This is a genomic window from Myroides sp. A21 (assembly GCF_000807225.1).
Classification (GTDB): Bacteria; Bacteroidota; Bacteroidia; order Flavobacteriales; family Flavobacteriaceae; genus Flavobacterium; species Flavobacterium odoratimimum.
Genome location: NZ_CP010327.1, coordinates 3617221 through 3643037 on the forward strand (window position 1 = coordinate 3617221; position 25817 = coordinate 3643037).

Consider the following 25817-nt stretch of genomic DNA (forward strand, 5'->3'; position numbering starts at 1 on the left):
ACTATCTCTATCTTCTAACTGAACTGTTATTCTACAGTATCAAAGTTAAGCTTTGCATTTTTATCTAAAAACAAATACGCCTTAAAACAAATGTTCTTTCTCGTTGTAAAGACAAATACTTTATTTATTTTTTTTAGCCCTAGTAATTCTTCAAGCTCTTTCTTAGATAGGTCTACTCCAAAGACTAATCTAGGTATGGTCCAATTACAAGTTTTATTTAAACAAACAAGCCTTTGATAGCTAAGTTCAAATTTACTACCTAAACACATAGGACAAGATCCTTTTAAAGGCTCTTTTGACTCTTTTAAAAAAGAGATGCTTTGGTTTAACTCCTTAAGCTTTTCACAACTGATTTTATAAAACATTTCCTTGTTTATATCTGCTTGATTTGCCTTGAAAAATAAAACCTCAAAATCAAACAAATAAACAAAACTAGAAACAGGTAAATCTTTTGTTTTAAAATAATAATCAAGAGCCTTGTTTGTACAAACAAGCTTTTTATTATCTATATATAAATATTCTTGTTTTATTAACTGATCAAGGGTTAAACTAAGACCAAGAAAAAGATCTGTAAAAAAACAATAATGCATTTTCTCAATACCGTTTTCGTGTAAGATTTTAATAAAATTTTTTTTTAGTTTTTTAAATAAACTTTCTATACTAAACAAAGGATACTGTTTTTTTGTTTGTGTTACAACACTTACTGACTCTACTTTAAAGGTTTGAATATTATTAATTAGCTCTAATGTCTCTAGTGTATTTGTTTTACTACCTTTTAAAAGTCCACCGTTGTAAATCTCTAAAGGTAAATCAAGGCCTGCATCATCTATAAAGAGATTAAAACTAGCTTTTTTTATATCTTCTTTAGGGGTAAAACAATCTATTGTTCTTCTTACTATCATCTGATAGATTACTTTTTCACATGTATTTAAACAAGTTGGAATTTTTAAAGTTGGTATAATACCATGGGTTTTTAAATCACTATCTATTATCACATCTTTATAATTAAGTCTAGCTAATTTTAAAGTTAACAGTTCTTGTTTAAACAAGGGATAATCTCTTAAGGCGTTTAATAATCTTGGTATACTTGATTTATACCAACTAGGCAGATAATTATTTAAAGTAAGAGAATAGCTAATAAATCTTTGTCTGTAAAGACTAAGTAAGGCTTGCTTTGATTTACTAAAAGAAAACCCATATAATTTATTAACACTTATAATAAGACTTATAAAATCATACAGGAGTAACTGCTTTTGCCTTAGAGTTTGTATCTTTTTTTCACTTATCTCTACCCTTGAATCTTTATTAAGTAAATCAGCTAAATCTTCAGCTTGTTTTATTTTTTTATATTTTTTTTCAAAAAAGCAACAAAATAGTTTCCCCTTAAAACTAAGCTCGACACTTACTCTATAGCGAGTTTTAGTTTTACTAGCTTCACTCTTTAGGTGTTTCTTAGATAACAAAGCTATAAGAGCAGTTTTAATAAGACCTAGTTTAATTTTTGTTCCTGTTTGATTGTAATAATACCCACTTAACCTATTTTGAACAATCTTAAAGATAAAATCCCTGTTGTAATAAGTCTTAAAACAAGAGGTGGTGTTATCTAAATATAAGTGATTTTTTAAAAAGGATTTCTCTAAACTATAAAGCCATAGGGTTTTACAAGGCAAAGTTATATTAAAGAATTCTTTGAAATACTCAAATTTTCTTCTTTGGGTCTGACTTGGCTCTGAGGCTATAACTATAGATTTAGATTTAAGGATGAGCCGCTTTATTAACTGCACTTTTTTACTTTGGGCTACACAAGGAATGTTTTTATTAGTCCTTTTTACAAGCTTTAATTTATACTCAAAGAAGTTTTTAGCTCCAAAAGAGTCATTATCTTGTTTAAAATTTAAAGGCTTTAAATCTACCATGCAATCATCTATCCATACAACCAAATGAGTCTGTGAGCTATAATAATCAAAATGCCTATTGTTTGCATTAAAAAACGTGGCTAGAATTCTAGCCACGCTTGCTGATTGTGTTATAATAAGTTCCATATTAAATTTTTAAGCCTTTTTTTCTGTTTTGAGTTTCTTTATTATTCTGCGTTTGACTCTCTATGGTCTTAGGGTTACTTGGATCAGTGAAAGAAAAATTAGTTCTATTGTTTATTTTATCATAGTTTATAAAACCCTTATAAGGCTTGCCTCTTTTATCAATAAGTCCATCAATAGCCACAGTCTTACCTTCTAAGAGTTCTTTATACTGATTATCATCCAAGGCCTTTCCTCTAAAGATCTTTAAGTCTTCAGGATTTGAAATTTTCTTATTTTTATTTGTGTTATCAAACAAAAACTCAATGTGCTCTTTAGAGGCATTGTACTGAATATGAGCATCAAAAGGGTTTCCTTTACTTGAGCTCATATCCTTAACCAGAACCGCTTTTCCTTGTCTAAGCTCATTTAATTGATTATCAGAAAGATCAACTCCTTTTATATGTGTTGGAATTTGCATTTTCTCAACACTAGTAACCATTATATTATTGGTTAATCTATCCACACTTACAACCGATGGGATATAAGAATTAGTCTCAGGATCTAAAAGCTCCACTACCCTTCCCATATTACCTGTCTTTAAAAGATTGTGTTTATCTTGCCTAGTAAACTCATGTCCTTGAAAAGGTACATTTAGGTTTGGGTATTTTTTTACTCCCTCAAGAGTCATTACAACCTCTCCGTTAGGGGCATGTTTAAGTCCAAGACGCGCATCTAATGAAAACTCAGCAGACCCCAGATTAAGATTAACCTGAACTAAATCTTTTGTTTTATATCCTTTTAATAAAGGTTCTAAAAGATCCATCTCTTCGAGTTTCTCTTTTGAAAGCCCTATCTGACTAAGAGATTCCCAGTTTATATGATCAATATTGTATTTATATGGATTATACTCTTTACTTGAGGTTATATCCTTATTGGTACTATTGTCAATACTTTGAATCATTTTCTGTGGATCTACTTGATGAGATAAATAAAGCTGATGATTTAAAGTATTTTTTAAGTCTAACTCACCTTGCATTTGCTTTGATAGACCAATGGCTAAATTCTCCGGAACCCTAAAAAAACTAAACCTAGTGGGCTCTTTTAATTGAGAAAAGAAATTGGTAAAAAAATTAGAAAAGAAATCTCCATTTTTATCTAATCTTAAAAATGAGTTTAAATTATTCTTATTAATTGGTGCACTTTTAAGATTACCGTTTTCACTTAAGCCCTGTACGGCTTTAATTTTGTTATCCTTTGAATCACTAACAAGTAAAATATCATGTTTTGATTCACTGCTTTTTTTTACTTCCATAATTAATAGGTTAATTGATTAATACCTAAAAGTATTTCCTACACCGCTTTGTATTTATTTTTGGCACAAAAAAGTATGTGTTTGACCTTTAGAGTCGTTTTTATTACTCTCTTACCGGAACAGCAAAGCTGTCTCGTATGAACTGCTGCACATCAGAGAGCTTATAGTATATCTTACCTTTTAATCTGTAATAAGGAAGCTTTTTATCAGATCTATATCTTTGAAGCGAGCGAGAACTAATCTTTAAAATCTGTAAAACATCTTGATTATCTAAAAGCTCTTCTCCATCGATATTTAAAGTTTGGAGCTGAACCTTGGCAATATGCTCACTTAAAGCATCAAGTTTTACAGAGAGTCGTTCCATCCAAGAGATGAATTCTAAACGAGTAACATTCATGATTTAAATTTTTAATGGTTAATAGTCTTGTTAGCTAACCATACAAAATTCAAAAGCTTAAAAAAGGTGTAAAGCCAATTGGCATCAAAAAAACAGAAAATCTTATAAAACTGATAAGAATTTTAAAACTAACTAGCCACAAGACTTGATACAATAAGACTTTAAAGGATAAAAATAAAAAGACAGAAAATGTTTCTTGTATACAAATTTTTTCTGAGTTACAAAGCCAATTGACATCTGATTTACAGATAATTAAAAAACGAACTGTTTATTTCTATACTTTTTAAAAATAAGTTAGTATATGTCTTTCAAAGTTATAAAAAGAGCAAAAAAAAATGAAAAAGTATTAATCTTCAAGTAATTCTAGCTAAATCAAAAAACAATTACACTAAAAACAAAATATAAATACTATTCAAATATAAAAAACAATTAATAAACAATAATTTCAACAATATTTAATACCTATTAATTGTTAATTTAAAATAAAAAAACAACTTTGTATAACACAAAATACATATTTTCAATAAAATATGCAAAAGAAAAGTAAAATGAAGAAAAAACTACGCTTTATAAGTTATTTGCTTATAACTGTATCACTGTTTATATTAATTAATCTAGTGTATTGTTATAATAATAGAACTGATAACTTTGATGAATTAAACAAAGAAATATTTATCAGTTTACTTAATCTAATTATTGGATTTATCTTTTTTTTCAAATCAAAAAAATCACAAGACGAGAAATAAAAAAAACAAGAAATAATTGGGTATTAAAACAATACCCTTATTATTTTTTGTTTCAAACAAGACCTTGCTACAAAACAGATCATAACTATTTAAGTCTTTTTGCTATTTCTTTAAAAGAGTCATCATGTTTTTTATCTAGTAAATCCGTTAGGCTCTCTGAGGACCTTCTAGTTTTATTTAGCTTTTTGTAATTTATTTTAGTTGAGCTTTTACCAATAATATCAGTAGTTAATACAGTATTATTGTCTTTAGACTTACCGTCTAAAAGAAAAGAAACAAAACTTTTAATTGAAAAGTAAACAAAAAAATAAAGACCTAAGAACATACTTATCATACCTTTTAATTTTAAATAAACACTCCTATTTTTTAAATACTTCCCTTACATATATCTATTATGCCCATATAAAGTATTTCACTCTTTTAAAGAGTATGTCTTTTCTTTTTGCGTTTTTTCTTTTTAAGATTCATAAACTGTTTCTGATCTAAATCATCCACTGGGCCAGTAAATAGAAAATTAAAAAAACTAACAAACTCTGCTTTATTATAAGAGTTGTAATAATTATCCACAAACTCAAAACAAGGATGAACCTTTAAGCTATCAAACTCTTTATTTAACTCAATAAATCTATGTTTTACAAGTCTCTGAATAGGATCTTGTTTCTTTTTAGAGTTGTTTAAAAGGGTATTAAAAAAAGGATCGTTATCTAATTTATTAGACAGCTGAATATCAATATGAGAAAAAGAAAAAACTCGCCTATATTTATGACTAACAAAATAGAACTTGCTTTTATCTTTATTATCAGCAACTAGATTAATTCCTTGGTTAGTGAGTAGTTTTTTAAAGTGCTTGTAATCTTTACTTTGAGAAAGATATAATCTTATTTGATCACTAACCTTGTTATCAATATTTAAGTCCTTAGCTTTAATAGACTTTTTAAAGTGTTTTTCTAAAAAGGCTATATCTACTTTTAAAGAAAGTTTACTTGAGCTTACTAGATTACTAATTTCTTTATTTTGATGATCAAGAGCAAAATACATTATAGAATTAAACTCTTTATTGTTTCCTAATCTAGCCTTGATTTTAAAGAGCTGTAAAATAGCGTTATAACTATCAAAATCTTCAAAACTATAATACTTAGGTAAACTACTAACAACACTATCTATTTGCTGAATGATGTTTGGTTTTCTATAATCAACAATAGCTAGGTCTAAATTATTTTTATATCTTTTTTGATAACCTGTTAGATTATATTGTTTTGTAAGGTCTAAACAAACCTTTTTTGCTAAAGCAAAATCAAACTCTTTTTCTATTTTATATCCTTGTAAATCTATTGCAACCGATACAATATGAAGATGTATGCGTTGAAGGTCAAAATGTTTATAAATAATATAAGGTTGGTTTTTATATCCCATTTTTTCCATATAGCTTTTTGCTATATCTAAAAGAGTTACATCATTTATTTTATCCACAGGATTGGGATTAAGTGATATATGTCTGGCAGGAGTAACTGTTTTTACATTATTAAGTAAATAAGGTTCAAAATAACTATAAAAATACCTGCTTGCATTCTGAATTTCACCTATAGGAAGTGCAATTTTATTAACTCCTAGTATACAAGCTGATTGATTATCTACCTTATTTTGATTGTATCTTAAAGCATTTATAATGCTATCGCTATTATTAATTTGCGCAATCATAGATCTGAATTTTTACAAATAATCATTTTTTCAAAATCAAGTATAAGATCAATAATCACTCTACATAATTTTGAAAGCTCTAAAGTTGTCTTTTCAATATCTTTTAAAATCTGTTGTGAATCTGGATCTAAAGATAAGTCAGATCTATTAACAAGAATATTATAACTTACCCCTAAAGCTTTAAAATGATTAATCAAACCTGTAAGACTTGCATGAAACTCAAGAGCTACTTGATCTATTACAACAACCTTAATCTTTTGATTTAAAACACACGAGACCGCAAATCTAGATATGTTCTTGATTTGATACTTTATTAGAATCTTATTAAAGTCTAATTGCTCCTTTTCTGTTAGTTTAAAAGTATATCGATATCTCTTGGGAGGTAATTTTTTTGTTTGTTTAGTTTTTTTGTTTACACTGTTTTCCATGACCATAAATATTAGATACAAGAAAACTAATAATAAGAAATAATGGTTAAGACATTATGGTATTTATGGGCGTAATTAGGCTTAGATTGACGATTTACTTGTATTTTAAGTCACTAGTGAATTTTTTAAAGTTAAGCATCAGTATCCACCCGAGCAAGTACATCTTGTAGTGTATGAAAATTATCCTATAAGGTCTTTGTAATTATGAGGATATAGGTCTGTAATGTTCTTGTGGTTGATGGATTGAATATTTTCAAGAACATATTTTAACCATTGGTATGGATTAACGTCGTGCTTTTTACAGTTAGCAAAAAACGTATAGGCCATAGCAGCTCTTTGTGCAGCATCATGAGAACCAGCAAAGAGATAGTTTTTACGCCCAAGTGCTACAGGTCTGATTGCGTTTTCTACAAGGTTGTTATCTATCTGTAAGTTCCCATTGTATAAATATGCACTTAGGTTATCCCATCTAGTTTGTGAGTAAGCAAAAGCTTTACCTATTTGACTTTTAGGTAAAGTTAATTTCATCTGAGTAAACATATATTTACCAAGTTCATTGATGATTGGTAAACTCTCTTTCAGACGAAGCTCTTTGATTTGATCAGGAGTTAAGTTTTGTTCTTTAACCTGTCGTTCCACAGCATATAGCTTCTGTATTTCTACAAGTACATGTTGAGCTCTTGTTTTATCATTGTCTAAAGCTCTTTCAAATTCACGACGAGCGTGTGCCCAACAGCCAAGATGTGTGACACCTGACTTATTCCCATAGGCTTTATATCCCGCGTAACCATCGGTTTGCAGATATCCTTTGAAGTTTTCTAATATAGGTAATGCAGCACTACTGGCACGAGTAGGACTGTAATTAAACATCACGAGTTTGGATATAGGTGCGTGATATACCCAGTAATAGCCTAAATGAGATTTGTCTTTCTTTTTCTCATCTAAGACTTTGATGGTGGTTTCATCAACTTGAAGATAACCTTCATTTTTGATGTCCATCACAAGCTTTTCATATAGTGGTTTTAAAGCATCCATACATTGAGCTGCCCAGCCATCTATAGTAGAAGAAGCTATATCGATATTTTCTCTTGAAAAGCGTTGCTTCTGACGGTGTAGTGGAAGATGATCTACATACTTGTCAACAAGTATTGTAGATAATAATCCTTCAGAAGGTATTCCTTTATCTATAATTCGCTCTGGAAGCAGTGCAATACTGATTTGCGTATTGTCTTTGTCTTTCGTGGCGTATTTATATCGGATGTAACGTTTTATTTTAAAGTAACCTGGAACATAATCTAAGACATCTGTAGTTTCTTTGCCAATACAAATCTTATCAGAAAAATCTCCCTCTGGGTAGATTTCTATTTCTTCTACAGGTAAATGATCGGGTAGTTTAGCTCTTCCTGGATGTTTTTTCTTCTGGCGAGAATAAGTGATCTCTTGTTTGATTACCTCTTCTTGTTCTTGCATAACTTCTGGCTCAACATCTAAAGGTAATTGAGTCTGATTAGGATCTTCAAAGCGCTCTCTGCTTTGACCAAACTTCATGCGTTGAAGTTGTTTGAACAAATATTCATACTTAGTAGCTTTTTCCTCTAACTTAATGTTCTCTTGTTCTTGTTTAGAAATAGTTTTTGACTGCTGTTTTATAAGCGTCAAAAGTTCTTGTTTTGATAAGTTTTCAAGGTCTATTTCCATGAAGTAAATATACGACAAAAGCCACATTTACACAAGGATTCAAGAGTATTTACTTCATAGAAAACCGTCTTTTTTGACTACTTTTTATTACTTGGATTCCTTCAATCATAAGCACCAAATCACTCCAACTTATTTGTGACTTGTTATGAGAAGGAAAGGCAAAAGTTCCTTGTTCTAATCGCTTGTGATATAACACAAATCTGCCTGTTTCCCAATGCAAAAGCTTCATCTGGTTACAGCGACGATTGATAAAGACATAGACACTTCCATTGTGAGCTACTTGATTCAATTCGTTTTGAACAAGACCACAAAGACTATCGAAACTCTTGCGCATATCGCATGCTGATTTATATAAATAGAATTGGTGGCTACTACTCAGACTAAACATTACACAAGGTTTACTAATGAATAAAGATCACTTAAGTCTTTCGTTTTTACACGAAGCTTCACTCCATTAGGATACACGATTTCGTATTCTGTACCTTCTGTTTTCGATGTTTTACCTATTGCTATAAAGTTACTTGCTCCATCTTCAACTGTCTTATTCTTATATTTTACTACCCAATAGCTAAATGTCGCCAGGTTAATTCCTGCACTTTCACAATACTTTGATTGTGTTAATCCACTTGCTTTCCAATCCTCTACATGAGAGTACATAATTTCTTGTTTGCTCATCTCTTTATTATTTCAAGCAAACTTACTATCTTACATCATGTTATGAAACATGTAGTTGCTCGGGCGGATACAAGCATCATACATATAAAAAAATAGGACTAAGACTATTATTTAAAAATCTTGTACAATTACAAAGCACTAGGTTAGTAAAAAAACAAAAACACAGTAGTATTTAACCTTCTGTGTTTTTTGTTTTTATTATAGATACTCTAAAGCTATTTTAACTCCTTGGCCATTACATTAAAATAATCACAATTACCCCATAGGTTTTTATTACCAATTACATAAAACCTTTTCTTTGCTCTAGTTAAGGCTACATTTAGCATATTGGGTTTCTGACTAACCCAGTTTCTTGCTCCTTGTGATCTAGGATCACTACCCAAAACTAAAAATACAACATCGGCCTCCTTTCCTTGGAATCTGTGTATGGTTCCACATTCTATCTTTTTGTCATATAAAAATTCATTGTGACAATAACGAGCTATTGATTTAAAGGGAGAGATTACATAAATCTGCTTATTAAACCCTGAGCTTCTTAATTGAAAAATCTTTTCTTTTAATAGTCTTACCTCATCAATAACAACATGTCTGTCTTGAAGTATTACTTGATCACTGACATTATACCACTGCGATACTGCTAATGATTCCTCCTCAAAGGTTAGATTAGTGGCCTTAACCATTTGTCCGTTATAGACAATATCATTGGCAATTCTAAACATTGGATCATCACAACGTCTGTGTGTTCGAAGCGGAAAACCAGTCCATATTTTCTTATCAGTTCCACTTACATCCATGTAAGTTCCATATTTTGAGATTCTATCTGCTAATTGTTGTACTGATGTTTTAGAATAAGACCACGCAATATCAACCCTATATTCCTGTCTTAGTCTTTTTACAAGCTCGACAGGCATTGTAACTACAGGTTCTACCTGTAATGGATCTCCAACTACTACGCATCTTTTAGATCTTTGAATCAACCCTACAACGGATTGAGCTGTAGCTTGACCTGCCTCATCAAGTAACAGCCAGCCTATTTGCTGTTTACTATAACTAGAGAATAACCTACCCACAGAGGCTAGTGTGGTTGATACAACAGGAACACAGAAAAAAAATGTATCCCAAAGATTCTGATAGATTTTATCATCTGTTTTTATCGTGTTTTGTATTAGCTGAAAATATGCATTTAGATTATTTCTAATTTTTTTTGCATTAACTAAAATCGCATTTTCATGTAATTTTAAAGCTGTTAAAAATATCTCACTTCTTAAATGTGCTATCTTCTTTGAGTGATATGGGTTTAAAAGATGTATCTGCTTGATTGATTTATCTAAAAATTTAAAATCACAAATATCATTAGTATCAATGCCGTATTTGTGGTTTAATTCTTTTTTAATATCATTATAATAGATAAAAAACTCATCGAGTTTTTCAATCTCAAGACCTAGTGCTTTTTTTTCTAATTGATAATCCTTTATGTTTTTTAAACAGCTGTCTATCTGATTTTTCAAATCAGATATTTGTTTGTTTATTTTATTAAACTCTTGTAGTATTTCACTAGCCTGAGCATCCCAACTTTTAAAATCACTGGTTTTAAAAAGTTTATGAAAAAACAAAAAAGAAGGTTTCCTAAGTGATAAAACCCCTAAAGTAGATTCTATTTTGCTAAAATCATTTTCTAACTCCTGTTTTTGATTTAAAAGTATCTTTTCTCTATCTACACAATCCTTAATTTTTTTATCAATTAATATTATCTCAGATAAGTGTTTATCTTTTTGATTCTGATTTTCAATACACTGCGGGAGTAAATCATGAAATTTACTAGAAAGACTCTGAAACTGAGTAAACTCGCTTGTCAAGGATTTGAATTTTTGGTTTTGCTTTTCAAACTCTCTAGCGTAAAGATCAGTATTATCTGTCTTTTTATAAACACTATAAAGCAAAGCTTCAAAACCAAAATGGTTTTCTTTTTCATTAGATTCCCAAAAGGCCTGTTTAAAAAGTGCTCTATTTTCACTATTTCCAAGAGCTGCTGCTAAAACTCCCCAACTAGGCTGATGTATAAGCCTTTGGGAATAGTTTGAAAAATAACTAGCCTTTGAAAATGTTTCATTATCTATTTTTGATTTAGCAGGTAACTCTTTAGTTATATTCTCAACTGCTGCATTGTTATTACTTGCCACAACAATTCCAAAATCTCTTTGAAGTTTTGTATTAAGAGGATAGGTATATAAATCAAAGCCATTTTCTTTAGGTATAACATTATGTCCTTGATCAAAAATATGATCACAACCTAAATCTGATATAACAAGTGCTCTTTTAACAATTACCTCAGCAATAACATCTAACAATAGTGTAGTTTTACCAGTACCAGGAGGCCCGTTTACACCTTGAATCCCTTCAGAGTCCTTAAGGTCTTTAAAGATTGTGTTTACCGCCGCGCTTTGAGCCGAGTAAAGTCCATATTCAATTTTAGAAGGCCATCTTCCCATTGTAAGATAGCAAGGATTAAGAGCCTCAAATAAATGCTGTTTGTCTTTTATTAAGTCTCTTCTTTTATCAATACTGGGTTTAAGGGTAAGATATTGTTTTAAACTAGGGCTGAATTCACTTGTTTTTATACTAGTTAAATAGTTAAGATCATCAAGGAAAAAACTATTTAAAAAGCTAATTACAGCCTCACTATCCTTATAAACTTGCTCTTTTAAAACAAACACTTTAATATCAGAATTAAGCCAAGGAGCTAGCCAAGACAGATAAGCAATCTCATTTTGGATTTGTGTTAAGCAAAAAGGCTTATCACTTTGCTGATGTGAGTTACTAGAGTTATCAAGTATATTATGTCTTTCTAGAAAATCTTCCTTAACCTTTTCTAGTTCTTCAGATATAGTAGATAAGTCTTTACCGCTTTTAAGAGCGTTAATTCCTAGTATATAACTAGCCAGTATGTAACTATCTTGTTCTATAGATCCGTTTTCATTAAGTATTAAGGCGGATAAACAGCTAAAACCAGTTACAAGTTCTTGCCAATCTTGAATCTGTTCTGATTTAAGTAATGTATTTAAATAGCTAATAATATTGCTATTGCCAATTTTACCAAAAAAAAGTGTGTACCTCCACTTATAATTATCTTTAGTCTTTGTCTGGTCAAGCATCCAAGGCAGGATCTGATTTAAATCTAATAAAACAGCGTTTTTATTAAAACCAGGTAGATTAAATACCTCAATGTCTCTCCAATACTTTAGTATGTTGTGTTGTTGTGTCAATTTTCTTTTTCTTTAATTACTATAATAAACCACATCAAAAAACACTTTAAATAAGCTACCATATACAAATAGGAAGCTATGGGGATGATTTGGCTTATTATGGCTTTTGAGATAGTAACTATCCTTTAATATGTTTTTTCTCCAACTCTTTAAGGGCTTCTATAATTTTGGGATTGTATACTTTATCGTTCTTTTTTGTTTCATCATTGAATTCAATAATTTCATAAGGTAGTTTTTTTACTTTAGTTAAATATAAATACTCCTCTTCAAGTAGCTTACCTAATCCTGTATACTTCGGACTCCCCTCAGTTATAATCAAATCATTATAATCAACTTCCAATAAATCTAGTAATTTACCAACATTAACATTACTAGGTTGATAACGATTACTCATCCAATGACTTACAGTCGTATAATGAACATTGAGAAGCATAGCTATTAATTTATTACTAACCCCTCTAAAATCGGCTACTTCTTTAAGCCTATTCTTGATTTTAAAATTACTCATATATGTTTTATTTTAAAAAGTTTGAGTTTTACACAAACTTTTATTATATTTGAATAAATATTTTCGACAGCGAAAACATGAAACACAGCATTTTGTGTTTCATACTAGATGTCTCTCATGAAAGAAAATCGCAAATAATCCACATGAGGACACTTGAGTTCGCCACTATATCTATTAGATTTTACTATTTTTGTAAATCTAGTAGGGCGAACTTCATGTAAGTCTTTTGTGGAAACATGACTTTGTCATGAGGCTTTGCGATGCCGCTTTCTAAAGCAATGGAGTTCACCTATTAGTATAAAATACTCCATTAATACTTGAGAAACATCGTTCATATAATCTATGTGAGCGATTTTTTGTTTTAACCACTCTCTGTTGTGATTCTTAAAAAGAAAAACACAGTATAAGGTTCAAACTCTAAATTGTTCTCATACAAATAGTGTGATAAAAAAAGGCCGTGATTCCTTGATTTATTTACACTACATCTTTACTTAAAAACACTAGTGTTTTAAGCAAGATTGGTTTTTCTTTAAATGATTCGCACTCTAAAAGTAAACCCTTTCTTAATGTTTTCCAAAAAGAAAACTTACTCTAACTAGTATTTTTTTAACAAAAGATGACAAAATGCGATAGTCTAACATCTAGGTGTTAGACTATCCAAGAGAATTAAGGTATTAGAAACAAGTGTTCTATACCTCAACATACCGCATAAACCTTTAATTTTTAGCCGTCTCCCAATTAGGCTATAAAGGTTTAAACAAGCAAGGTAGATTTGTAAGTATAATTTTTATAGTACTTACAATACCTTATCCTTAATGGACTTATCGAATGATTCAATTCGAAATTTTTTCAATTATTTATTACAACAAACAACAATTAGTAGTAACCAAATTCACATTTAGCCTATGATTAGATTCTTGTGTAACCACCCTTAGAGTTATGTTTTTTTAAGACTTTGATTTCATAAACAACTTAGCCCTAACTCTAAGGGATTCACATATAGTTTACCAAGTAAAATTACATTTTACGCTAGATCCAAGAACAGTTCTTGGATGCGTACAGGACCTCTATTGCCTATTAGTTATCACATCTTTTTAAACCTAATAGGCAGTAAATAATTTAGTTAGTAAGGATAAAAATGCTATGAAACAATACGATCCGCTGTACTATTTATTAACCAAATAAAACACTATCACATTATGGAAAAAAAACGTCTACAGGCTACTGCTTAATTAGTTGGGTTTGTTTGAAATTAACTAGTAAGAAGGTTTTAAAAGTAGCTAAGTCTGTAGGCACAAAACACAAACAACACATTGTATGGCTTAAAGGGATTTTAAGTCATACTAAAAGTCCATGACTATTCTCCCTGAGCTCTTGTTACACATTTTGGGAGACATGTTAAAGAGCAAAGGGAGATAGTTCTATTAAAACAATATATAAAAACCAATTAACTAACCTTTGATACAAAGGCCTATTTAAGTACTACGGCAATAAAAATCTTAAGGATTTAAAGTCTTCTTGTATCATTTTCAACTATAACAATTATGAAAACTCAATTTTTAACCAATACCAGTTATGGGATTGTACTGCTTTTAACCAGCCTTACCTTTACCTGTGGCTATGCCGTAGCTAAAGATAGTCTATTTAATGTAGATTATCAAAAAAAGACTATTCACGGAGTAGTAAAAGATAACTCAACAGTGCTTATAGGAGCTATTGTACAGATAAAAGGAACAGATGTGGCTATAAGCACAGATCTTCAGGGAAGATACTCTTTACAGGTCTTAGCTGGAGATACTCTACTTGTTTCTTATATCGGATACAAACCTAAAGAAATCACAATAACTAGTGAGTCTGTTTATAACATTACTCTTTTACAAGATCAAGACATGCTTGATGAAGTAGTTATAAACGCAGGTTATTACACCGTTAAAGACCGCGAGCGTACAGGAAGTATCGCTCGAGTTACTGCCAAGGATTTAGAATTACAACCTGTTATTAACCCACTTCAAGCTATTCAGGGAAGAATGGCAGGGGTTAACATTACTCAAAACACAGGTGTACCTGGTGGAGGGTTTGATATACAAATACGCGGTAGAAATAGTCTTAGAGGCCATAGAATTAGCAGTATAAATGCAAATTCCCCTTTATATGTAATTGATGGAGTGGTAATTCCAACTAGTAATCTTGCGAATTCTTCTCTTGCACGAACTATACTACCTTATAATGAAACTAATATCTTAAATTCTATTAATCCCTCAGATATAGAAAGCATTGAAATTTTAAAAGACGCTGATGCAACGGCTATCTACGGTTCTCGCGGAGCTAATGGTGTAGTGCTTATAACAACAAAGAAAAACAAATCAGATAAACTCTCTTTCTCTCTTTCCACTTCAACTTCCTTTAGCAAGGTAGCCAGCAAAATGAAATTATTAAATACCCAGCAGTTTAATAAAATGCGAGACCAAGCTTTTATAAATGATGGGATCACAACCTTTCCTTCTGATGCATTAGATATAAATGGAACTTGGGATAGAAACAGATATACCGATTGGCAAAAAGAACTAATAGGTGGAACAGCTAAAAATCAAAGCATACAATTTGGAGTAAATGGAGGAAGTGAAACTACTCATTTTAACGCCTCAGCCAATTACAACAACCAAACAACGGTATTCCCAACAGATAAAGGCTACAAGAGAAATACGTTTTTAATTAATGTTAATCACAACAGTAAAGATGGAAGATTTCAGTTAAACTCATCAACTAACTACTCTTTACAAAAAAACAATCTAATTGCAACTGATTTAACGCCTCAAGCTCTTACTCTATCTCCTAACGCACCAAGTCTTTATAATGCTGATGGAAGTTTAAATTGGGGGTTTGTAGGGGATACAAATCCTATTTCTTCTATGCAAGAGACCTATCACAATGATAATAACAATCTTGTATTAAACCTTGATCTTAGTTATGAACTTTTAAAAAACATGTATTTAAAATTAAATACAGGATATAATAGATCTAACACAGAAGAAAAAAAACTAACGCCTCATACTATTCATAATCCTGCTAAAGGCTATACCTCAGAACAATCCAAAGCAGAGAACACTATTAGAGATAATAAATCCTATATTTTAGAGCCACAGCTAAACTATGTTTTTAACCTGGAAAAACTCTCTGTAAACTCTCTTGTTGGGTTAACTTACCAAGAAAGTAATACAGGAGCTTTATACATAGTAGGCTCTAACTTTCAAACAAATGATTTTATATCTAATATTTCCGCAGCAAAGACTAAAACAATAATGCAATCTGCTAATCTACAGTATAAATACGTTGCAGTCTTTGGAAGGTTAAATATGAATTATGATAGTAAATATATACTAAACCTTACTGCTAGACGTGACGGTTCTTCTCGTTTTGGAGATAGTCATAAATTTGGAAACTTCGCAGCAATTGGTGCTGCTTGGGTATTTTCAAAAGAACACTTTTTAAAAAACTCCTCATGGCTTAGTTTTGGAAAACTTAGAGCTAGTTATGGAACTTCGGGTAATGATAATATTGGAGACTACCAGTATTTAGATACATACACCCTTAACCCCAATAACTATAATGATATAACAGGCCTTGTTCCCTCAAGACTTTACAATCCTGATTTTAGTTGGGAAAAAACTAAAAAGTTAGAAGCGGCTCTTGAAGTTGCCTTATTTAATGATAGATTACAGTTTGAACTTGCTTACTATCGAAATAGGTCTTCTAATCAACTTGTAGGAATACCGCTTCCAGCCACAACTGGTTTTGCCTCTATACAAGATAATTTACCAGCTACAGTTGAAAATAAAGGGTGGGAATTTAGTTTTAATTCAGAGAATATTAAAACTAAAGACTTTAGCTGGACCACGAGTTTTAATATTTCCTTTCCAAAAAACACACTACTTTCCTTCCCTAATCTAGAAGCTTCTACCTATGCTGATCAGTTTATTGTAGGAAAGAGTACCTCTGTAAGAAAACTATACAACTTTGAAGGCATAGATCCATTAACAGGTCAATACACTTTTACAGATTACAATAATGATGGTAAAATAACGTCAGGATTTGATAAACATAACATACAGGAGATTAAAACTCAGTATCACGGAGGAATTCAAAACACACTTTCTTATAAGAATTTTAGTCTTGATTTTCTATTTCAATTTGTTAAACAAACCAATTATAATTTCAATTATGATATAACTGTTCCAGGTTCAATTTATAATCAGCCAATAGAGATATTAAATAGTTGGTCACCTACAAATCCAAATAGCCAATATGGATATTTCTCTAGTGGATACAATTCTGTTATGCTCAATAATATAAATCTTTTTAAAAGTAGTAATATGACTGTTGGAGATGCCTCTTACATAAGATTAAAAAATGTATCTATTTCCTATATACTTAAACTCCCTCAGAGTAAACTAGACTCTGTTCGTTTTTACTTTCAAGGACAGAACCTCTGGACTATCACAAACTACTACGGTTTAGACCCTGAATATGCTCTAACACGTTATTTACCTCCACTTAAAACATACGCTTTTGGTGTTCAATTAACTTTTTAAATCTACTAATTATGAAAAATATATTCAACTCAAGTCTATTACTTTTAACTATACTACTGTTTCAATCCTGTGAAGACACAATTGAGATTGATCTTCCAACAGATCAAATAAATACTGTTAATGTTTTTAAAGACAAACAAAGTGCTACTTCAGCTTTAGCTAACCTTTATATAAGCCTTAGAGAGGTCTCTATATTCACTGGAAATAGTCAAGGTATTGGTTCAGTTCTAGGCTTATACACTGACGAATTAACCCCTACTTACCTTCCTCCTACATCAGATACTTTTTTTCTTTTTAACAACTCGCTAGATCCTACTCGATTCGTAATCTCAACTTTGTGGAACACTTCCTATTCCAATATCTATGCAATTAATTCTTTTATTAGTGGTGTTAATAATTCTAATGGAATTACTAGTGAAGAAAAAGAGCAATTCTTAGCCCAAGCTTATGTGTTAAGAGCAATGTATTATCAAACCCTCAATCAAATTTATGGAGATATTCCCTATACAATCACAACTAACTATAAGGTTAATACCAAAATTATAAAAACACCAGCTCTAGAAGTTTTAAAACTAATTGAGCAGGACCTATTAAAAGCATTAGAAACTCTTACTTATAGTGATAGTTCTTCTAATAAATATTATCCAAACAAAGCAGTAGCTGAGCTTATTCTAGCCAAGAATTATCTTCTTCAAAAAAGATATGAAAAAGCAGAGTTCTATTCTAAACTAGTTACGAATAATCCTTTATATAGCATAGAAACAGACCTATCTATGGTCTTTAAAAAATCATCTAAAAGCACACTCTGGCAAATGGCTAATAGTGCAACTGTTGCTCCTACTTATGAAGCACAAACATTTGTTCTTTTCACTAGTAACTCTGGTAGTATCTTAAGTAATACTCTACTTAGCAGTTTTGACAATAATGATCTTAGAAAGCAACTTTGGACTAAAGAATTTCAAAACACTGGTAAAATTCATGCTTATAAATACAAAAACAGACGTGATAATACTGATGAGTGTTCTATCCTTTTTAGAATAGAAGAAGCTTATTTTATCTTATCTGAGGCCCTTATCTATCAAAACAGAGAAAAAGAGGCTATCCCCTACTTAAATACAATAAGACAAAGAGCAAACCTTGTTGCCTTACCTAATACACTAGATAAAGAACAAACCCTTGATGCCATGCTTAAAGAGAGTCAAAAAGAGTTTTTCATAGAACACGGTAGACGCTTTTTTGACCTTAAAAGAAACAATAAACTTTCTCTTTTAAAACCATCAAAGCCTAACTGGCAAGACAAACATGCCCTATTTCCTTATCCAGATAAAGAAATACTTATTAACCCTAATTTAAATCCACAAAATGACTACTAGAACACTAAATTTTATCTACAGCCTTATACTTATTTTTTTAGGCAGTCTTACTTGTTATAGCCAAATTATAAAAGACAGTGCAAATTATAGTAGACTCAACAACACACTACTTTCTTCAAGTGGGAAGTTCTCTGTTGTTAATAAACACTTCTTATTTAATTCTAAAAAAGATAGCGTCTTTATTTTTAACCACAATGGAAAGCTCTTATTAGCAAAGCCAAAAAATAATAGATTTGAATTTCTTAAAAATGATATGCTAATAGAGATTAATTCTTCTGAAACAGAAATAGTTCTTTTTGACCCCAATACTAGTAAATCTGAATCAATCTTAAATGTATCAGAATTACAAGTAATAAATAATCTTAACCTTATTTTCTATCTTGATACAAAAACTAATCTATATAAACTAATTAAAGTGCTTCCCTCTAAAACTAAAGAGATTTGGAGTGAATCTAAATCTACAATCAACTTCATAGGTATAAGTGATAATAGACAAAACTTACTTATTCAGTATAGTGATTTTACTAAAGGAATTGAATTAATTAATTTAGAAAGTCTAAAAAAGACTATAAACACAAGTATTAATGATTCCATTAAAAGTGTTATCTGGGATAAAAAACTACCTGTGGTATTTTTAAGCCCTAATAAAAAGCATGATAACAAGTTTCCATACTTAACTTTTTTTAACTACAAAACTAACCTAGTTAAAAAACAAGAGTTAGATTCTACTATTTCTTACATTAATCCTGAAGCAATCAATGAATATAGTTTTAAAATAGTCCAACATTATAATTTAATAAAAAAGCCATATGACACTGAAAAAATACAACTCTGGACTACAAATGATACACACTTGGCAATGACTATCGCTTATCCTAGAATAAAGAATTTGACAGTTGATGCTCATATTGTTTTTAATTACAAAGACAATAAAGTTTATCAACCAGATACTTTAAATTATTACATGTCAATTCCTTTAAGAGAGAATGCACTTTTAGTTTATAATCCAAATCAATATATAGATTATGTAAATTCAGATCGTACAAGATCAAGAGACATTAGTATCTATGATATTAAAAAAGATAAGCTTACATTAATTACTAAAGCCCATCCAAATTCTTTTAATACAACTAGTTTATCTTCAAAAGCAAACTATTTTGTTTATATTAAAAAAGGAATTATGCATTTTTATAATATAGAGCTAAGGACTCTAGAAAACACCTTTGATTTAAAAGAGGATACAACAAGAGCAAGAGCTTATACAAGCAGATTAAGATATTGGTCTAAAGATGAAAAGTTTTTTTATTTTGTATCGGGTAATAACTTTATGCAATATGATACTAAAAATAAAACTTTTAAGATATTAATAGATGGTGGTAATACAAATTATCATTACAAAATCCTAAATTCTCAAGCCCAAAAATTTCATAACCAAAGTGATCAAATTCCCTCAAATACTATATTAGATAATAGTAAACTTTTAATTGAAAAGTACAATATCAAAGAGGATACTACTTCTATTCTATTACTTGAAGGGAATAAAATAATTTCTATAATAAATAATACAAGTGATAAGATAACTAATGTAAAATACAGTGATGATTTTAAAACAGTGACATACTCATTAGAAAACTTCAATAAACCTGGAACTCTATATGTTTATCATAATGGAAAAAACAAACTTCTTTTAGAAAACTCTATGCCTAAAAAACTCTATGCTTGGAAAAAACAAAAGATAGTATCATATAAAGATAAGTATAACAATGATTTAAAAGGAGTACTATTTTACCCAAAAGAATTCGACTCAAGTAAAAAGTATCCAATGCTTACTCATACCTATGAAATTCAAAACTCTGTAGCCAAGAATTTTACCTATCCTACCTATTTTGATCATGTCGGTTTTAGTATGGAACTTTATCTAGAAAAAGGTTACTTTGTATTCTTCCCCGATATCTTAACAAATAAACAAGGTCCAGGACTATCTGCTCTAAACTGCATAGAGGAAAGTATAAAAAAAGTATTACAAGAAGAAAAAGCTATTAATAAAGACAAACTAGGCCTTATGGGACATTCCTTTGGTGGTTATACCACTAACTTTATTATTAGCCAAACTAATTTATTTAAAGCAGCTGTTAGTGGATCCGGAGTTACTGATTTTACAAGCCACTATTTTTCATACAATTACAATTACAGATCACCTAGTTACTTCCAGTTTGAAACAGGACAGCATAATATGCCAAAACCTTTTAAAGAAGATAAAGAGTTATATTTTTCAAATTCTCCTATTTTCTATGCAGAAAACATTAACACTCCTCTGCTGTCCTTTACAGGAAAAGAAGATAATGTTATAAATTCCAGACATCAAGAAGCGCTTTTTATGGCTATGCTTAGATATAAAAAAACTTTTATATCACTAATGTATGAAGAAGAAGGACATCACTTTACGCAACCTTCAAATCAACTAGACCTTACCAAACGACTACTAAATTGGTTTGATTACTATTTAAAAGATGTAGATAATAAAGAAACTCGTTGGATAAAATACTATACAAGAATTGAAAAAGAGAGACTGATTAATAACTAAACAAAAGACGCCCCTGAAATTGGGGCGTCCATTTTTAAATTATTGAATAATTTGATACAGAGGTTTTGTACATACTGTTCCTACATTTGGAACTGTATGTTTTCCATATAGTGTATGGGTAGTTGTCCCGTCATTCCATGTACAAACGGGGCCTTCAACTGTACTACACGTTATCACCGGATCAAAACATTCAAATCCATCTTCATCAATCTTCTGATAACCTAATTCTATAGCCAATGGGCTTTTCATTGCGTTTGTTGCAAACGCACTTCCGATAGCAAGAGCAAATACACCGATTGGCAATCCTGCTGATTTTAGAAATTTTTTCATAATTAATAAAATATTACTGGTTAGTAGCTTGTTTTAAAGGTCAAGCTAAACTTTAATCAAACTTATCTGTCAGGGATTTGGCCAGTCTATAACGAATAAGTTTTTGATCAAATAGACCATACAAATAATGGTCTGTCACAATTAAATCTTTAAGCTTCTCTTTCCCTAGGTGATAGATATAAAAGCTTGCGATATAACTGTCTTTTTTAAAGTCGTAGATATCCACAATACTAGCTTGCTTCCAGATTGCCTTGGAATCGTTTTGTCCAAGAGAGTTTGATACAATAAACAGAAGATTGTTTTTAACTACTACTTTTTTGTTTATAGCGCTTACTGGAGTTATCATCTTACGCTCTCCAGAGGCTAATTCTGTGGCTGTTATAAGGGCGGTTTTTGTTGTATCAATTGTGTTTTGTCTTTTTAATAAAACAAGGTTTTTATCGGTTATAAAGTATTTGTTTTTATAGTAGTAACTGTAGATTAGATTCTCTTTTGACTGGCTATAACTAAAAGCTCCATCAGAGTCAAACACACCATCAGAATCGCTTTGTAATAACTCTGGGAAGATAGAAACACTTGGGCTGTTTTTTGAGTTTATAACACCTAACACATTTTTATAGTCTTGACTGCTTTGGCCTTTTATAGCCACAGAGGTAGAATCAATTGGGATAAAGTCATTAAAATACGCCTGTTGAAAACTAAAAACTTCTGTTTGTTTTGTTTTTTGCGTTGTGTTTAATTGCCCTTTATAAACTATTGGAATTGATCCATCTGCTAAATAAAAATAGGGATAAGCAGTTTTAAATCGCAAATAGGTGTATTTAAACTGGGTAGAATCAATTTTTATTAAGTGGTCTTCTCTTTGCAAAAGAGAATCCACACTGATAAATCTAAGTGGAGATCTAGTATTACCTAAGTAAACCTTGTCTTTATAATATCCTGAGAAATAAAACGTATTTACATTTAAATCTAAGGTATCCTTTTCTGCTACTCCATGAGGCAAGTATCTTCTTATAAAAGGATTCTGTTTTTTTATAATGTGTTCAGAAGACACAAAAAGAAGTATAACTATTAAAACGCTTATAAGAGTTAACAAAACAGAGAAAAAATAAAAGCTCTTTGCTTTTGTATCTAAAAAATAGATAGCCAGTAAAGTAAATATACATACTGTTATATTAAACCATAGATGCTCACTCCATCCTAATTTTTCCAGAACTCCTCCACATGAGCAAGGAATAAAATCGCTGTAGTTTAAAATAAGATAGATATAGATAGAAAATGCAACCATTAAACCATAGCTTAAATAAAGTGCCAATAGTTTTGTCTTTTCTAAAACAAGTAGCAAAGAGATACCAAGCTCTATTAGTAAAACCATATAGGCTATACTACCTGCATAAGCACTTAGTAGTGGGGACTGAGTAAGTTGTACTTTAAACTCATCAAAGACAACAAGTTTACTAACTGCTGCATAGACAAAAAGTAAAACAAGAAAATAACGGACAAATAAAATAAACTTAGTTTTCATAATGATTGCATTTTGGGAGAGTCAAAACTACAAATCACTATATTTCAACACAATACGTATTTATACGTAGTGTGTCCTACTTTGAGACAGAATGTCTATATAAGTGGTTTTGTTTTATTGAAGTATTCGCATTACACCTTGAGCTTGAGCTTATCTAAAATAAACATCTTTCACTAAAACGTTTTAAAAACTCTAAATTCCGCAATAAAGTCAGAAATCATTAAAAACAGATTATTTTTTTAATTTTTAAGTTGGATATTCCGGTTTGATTTGTGCCAGTTTTCGGTTTGATTTGTGCCACCTAGAGTAACGTATGTAGTTATTTCGGTTCAAACCGTGCCACTTTGGAAAGTTTAATGCCATTATCTTGTTGTTTTCAAAACGATCAGTTAACTACACAGCATTGACAAAACATTTAGTTACAATATTTTTCATAGAATTTGGCATGTCAAGTGTAACTTCTTTAACCTTAACTCTTGTTCTAGAGGATATGAAAGCGCACCTTCTACTCTGTATTGAAAACTTACAAAAAGTTATTAAAAAAGTAGATTATCCTCTTGAAGGTATTGCTAGATTAAATATCTATACAACTTCTACTGCTGAACTGATGCAGCATTTTCCTGTTTTACAAAAGTAGTTTGTTAAACGCAAAATTCAGCAAGCAACAACAGTACTTGAGCTAAAAGGACTCTTTTAGAGTCAAACTGTAGAACTTGAAGCTACAGTTCTAAAATAGATTTTGTAAACAGATACTATGACTTTATAGCGTCTGTTTTATTTTAGTACTAAGTCTTGTTTAGTAGTTAATTTTAAGGCTTAGTTAACCTCGGAATCTTGATATGAAGAACGTATAGAAAATAAATTATAGCGTACTTATAGAAAATAATATTTTACTACTTACTAAAAAATAAACCTATTTATTAGTAAAGCTTAAAGTCATTTATCACTTATTTTAAGCTTTAAAAAATCCTATTACTTACTAGAAATTTTTAACTAAAATTTTTACTTTTTTAATCACAATTCCTTTTTGTCAAAACATGTCATTTTAACATATATAAAATATGTTACAATTTTAAAAATAAAAAACTATAATTAAGTTAATAAAACAATCAATGACATTATATAGCATTTTAAAAAATAAATTATACTCAATAAATTACCCACTAAAAATAAAAACATAAATAAAATTACTTAATTAATCATTAATTAAATAATTAATCAAAGTATAAAAAACCACCTAAAAAAAGATAGATTTATTAACTAATCTTGTAGCATTCACTTTAATATAAAACTTATGAAAGAAATTATGTTTCCAGAACTATCTGAGAAAAAACAACAAAGTATTTATAGGGCATGGGCAGGCTCACGTTCAGATCCAAATTATAGAGAGAATATACCTAACTATGATATGGATAATATTTTAATAATTAGTAATGGAAGCCGAGATACTGTACCTAATGAATGGTTAAATGAAATTGTAATTACTTCTGATGGTGGTTACACTAATAGTAATTCTGGAGGTAGCTCGGATAGCAATTGGAGTAATGGTGATTTCGCAGAAAGACCTTCTTCGGGTGATAGCCATTACAATATTAGTAATGATTCCTTTATAGATTTTGCATCTGGAGAAGGATCTGATGCTACTAATAATGAAATTGCTGAAAAAATACGTGCTACTGCTGGTTTAGCAGTAGGAGCAGCAGGCACAATGTTAGAAGGCTTTGATAAGACAATTCAAAAAATTGGATTTACTCCTACTAAACTTGCTTCTGTTGGTAAAGGTTTAGGTGTAGCAAGCAGAGTTATTGCGGTAGCAGAAATATCTTCTGGACAAAGAGATTGGAATGATTCAAATCGTTTTAATGCAATAGCAACTGGTTTAGGAATAGCAGCTGTTATTATTGCAGGCCCTCCATCAATTATACTTGGTGGATTATCTATAATGGTAGGATTAGTAGCAGCGGCATATCCTAGTCAAAGTTATTCAATGAATTATGATTATCAATTTATAAGATGTTAGAAGAAGCATACAAAATACTATTTGAGAAATATTTAAATTACTATTTCTATAATGTACACAAAAACAACGAAAGTCAATCCAGAAAAGCAGCAACATCTATTATTAAGACTATATCATGTATCTTCATATTAATTATATTTAATTTAGCACTAATTTCTTTAGTTAATTTAATATTTGGGGTAAAAATTAGGTTCAACAATATAACTGTAAGACTTTTTTTCCTAATCCTTAATGGGATACTATATATAATTTACACTAAGTGGTATAATATAAAAACTTTTAAATGGAGTGAAAGTATAAATATTAATAGAGAAATAAAGAAAAACTATATAATGTTATACTCTATTTTTTTTTCTATTTCACTATTTTTATCACTAATAGTAATTGCTGTACTTTTCCCAAATCTTTTTGTTTAAAATAAGAGGTCTAAGTACACGATAAAAGTATTAATTAATTGATTTTAAAATAAATAAAGGACAGACTATTTTGTAAAAAAGACTGATATTCATAATGTTGAATAATTATTTCTCACATATTATGTTTAAAAATAAACAACAGCCTAGAGTACAAAAATACAGAACTTATAACAACTATAGAAGGCAAGTTTTAAAGAGAAGCTTCAGGGACTATAAATCTAGGGATGTAATAAA

The 25817-nt window shown here is 30.2% G+C and carries 18 protein-coding genes; 5 read left to right on the plus strand and 13 right to left on the minus strand.

All coding sequences use genetic code 11. From position 1 onward, the window contains the following. Positions 1-26: 26 nt before the first annotated feature. From MYRA21_RS16160 to MYRA21_RS16215, 11 genes are all read right to left on the minus strand, one after another. Positions 27-2042, minus strand: coding sequence for a DNA topoisomerase (locus MYRA21_RS16160; RefSeq protein ID WP_039329840.1), 2016 nt, complete (start codon positions 2040-2042; stop codon positions 27-29). Position 2043: 1 nt separating this feature from the next. Then, the gene (locus MYRA21_RS16165) at positions 2044-3333 is read right to left on the minus strand and encodes a DUF4099 domain-containing protein (RefSeq protein ID WP_039329842.1); all 1290 of its coding nucleotides are present in this window, start codon (positions 3331-3333) and stop codon (positions 2044-2046) included. Positions 3334-3436: 103 nt separating this feature from the next. Further along, positions 3437-3730 carry a helix-turn-helix domain-containing protein gene (locus tag MYRA21_RS16170; protein ID WP_039329845.1) on the minus strand — a complete coding sequence of 98 codons (294 nt, stop codon included), beginning with the start codon at positions 3728-3730 and terminating at the stop codon, positions 3437-3439. A gap of 831 nt (positions 3731-4561) precedes the next feature. Next, complete coding sequence (locus MYRA21_RS16180) at positions 4562-4810, minus strand: hypothetical protein (protein WP_039329848.1); 249 nt, start codon at positions 4808-4810, stop codon at positions 4562-4564. 86 nt (positions 4811-4896) lie between these two features. Next, the gene (locus MYRA21_RS16185) at positions 4897-6174 is read right to left on the minus strand and encodes a relaxase/mobilization nuclease domain-containing protein (RefSeq protein ID WP_039329850.1); all 1278 of its coding nucleotides are present in this window, start codon (positions 6172-6174) and stop codon (positions 4897-4899) included. Continuing rightward, complete coding sequence (locus MYRA21_RS16190) at positions 6171-6602, minus strand: hypothetical protein (RefSeq protein ID WP_006263856.1); 432 nt, start codon at positions 6600-6602, stop codon at positions 6171-6173. The genes MYRA21_RS16185 and MYRA21_RS16190 overlap by 4 nt, the downstream gene beginning before the upstream one ends. A gap of 180 nt (positions 6603-6782) precedes the next feature. Next, the gene (locus MYRA21_RS16195) at positions 6783-8300 is read right to left on the minus strand and encodes an IS66 family transposase (protein ID WP_039328444.1); all 1518 of its coding nucleotides are present in this window, start codon (positions 8298-8300) and stop codon (positions 6783-6785) included. A 49-nt stretch (positions 8301-8349) separates the two neighbouring features. Then, positions 8350-8688: an IS66 family insertion sequence element accessory protein TnpB gene (gene tnpB / locus MYRA21_RS16200; RefSeq protein ID WP_082013829.1), complete on the minus strand. Its 339-nt coding sequence runs from the start codon at positions 8686-8688 to the stop codon at positions 8350-8352. Beyond that, a complete protein-coding gene (locus MYRA21_RS16205; protein WP_039328445.1) occupies positions 8688-8975 on the minus strand; it encodes a hypothetical protein in 288 nt (95 codons plus the stop codon). Before MYRA21_RS16205 ends, tnpB begins: the two co-directional genes overlap by 1 nt. Before the next feature lie 215 nt (positions 8976-9190). After that, positions 9191-12238 carry a DEAD/DEAH box helicase gene (locus MYRA21_RS16210; RefSeq protein ID WP_039329852.1) on the minus strand — a complete coding sequence of 1016 codons (3048 nt, stop codon included), beginning with the start codon at positions 12236-12238 and terminating at the stop codon, positions 9191-9193. Positions 12239-12356: 118 nt separating this feature from the next. Beyond that, a complete protein-coding gene (locus tag MYRA21_RS16215; protein ID WP_006263858.1) occupies positions 12357-12746 on the minus strand; it encodes a helix-turn-helix transcriptional regulator in 390 nt (129 codons plus the stop codon). Positions 12747-14290: 1544 nt separating this feature from the next. Here MYRA21_RS16215 and MYRA21_RS16220 point away from each other — a divergent pair. The 3 genes from MYRA21_RS16220 to MYRA21_RS16230 are packed head-to-tail and all read left to right on the plus strand — an operon-like array spanning position 14291 to position 21292. Further along, positions 14291-17335, plus strand: a complete 3045-nt coding sequence (locus tag MYRA21_RS16220; protein ID WP_039329853.1) for a SusC/RagA family TonB-linked outer membrane protein — start codon at positions 14291-14293, stop codon at positions 17333-17335. An 11-nt stretch (positions 17336-17346) separates the two neighbouring features. Continuing rightward, positions 17347-18708 carry a RagB/SusD family nutrient uptake outer membrane protein gene (locus MYRA21_RS16225; RefSeq protein ID WP_006263860.1) on the plus strand — a complete coding sequence of 454 codons (1362 nt, stop codon included), beginning with the start codon at positions 17347-17349 and terminating at the stop codon, positions 18706-18708. Then, complete coding sequence (locus MYRA21_RS16230) at positions 18698-21292, plus strand: S9 family peptidase (protein WP_006263861.1); 2595 nt, start codon at positions 18698-18700, stop codon at positions 21290-21292. The genes MYRA21_RS16225 and MYRA21_RS16230 overlap by 11 nt, the downstream gene beginning before the upstream one ends. A 39-nt stretch (positions 21293-21331) precedes the next feature. Here MYRA21_RS16230 and MYRA21_RS16235 read toward each other — a convergent pair whose 3' ends face one another. Continuing rightward, a complete protein-coding gene (locus tag MYRA21_RS16235; protein ID WP_006263862.1) occupies positions 21332-21622 on the minus strand; it encodes a DUF6520 family protein in 291 nt (96 codons plus the stop codon). 52 nt (positions 21623-21674) lie between these two features. Next, positions 21675-23147, minus strand: coding sequence for a MauE/DoxX family redox-associated membrane protein (locus MYRA21_RS16240; RefSeq protein ID WP_039329854.1), 1473 nt, complete (start codon positions 23145-23147; stop codon positions 21675-21677). Positions 23148-23592: 445 nt separating this feature from the next. Here MYRA21_RS16240 and MYRA21_RS16245 point away from each other — a divergent pair, with 445 nt between their 5' ends. Continuing rightward, positions 23593-23784 (plus strand): hypothetical protein, encoded by a 192-nt coding sequence (locus MYRA21_RS16245; RefSeq protein WP_235279968.1) that lies wholly within the window; start codon positions 23593-23595, stop codon positions 23782-23784. 669 nt (positions 23785-24453) lie between these two features. Then, positions 24454-25167: a hypothetical protein gene (locus MYRA21_RS16250; RefSeq protein ID WP_235279970.1), complete on the plus strand. Its 714-nt coding sequence runs from the start codon at positions 24454-24456 to the stop codon at positions 25165-25167. The last annotated feature ends 650 nt before the right edge of the window (positions 25168-25817 follow it).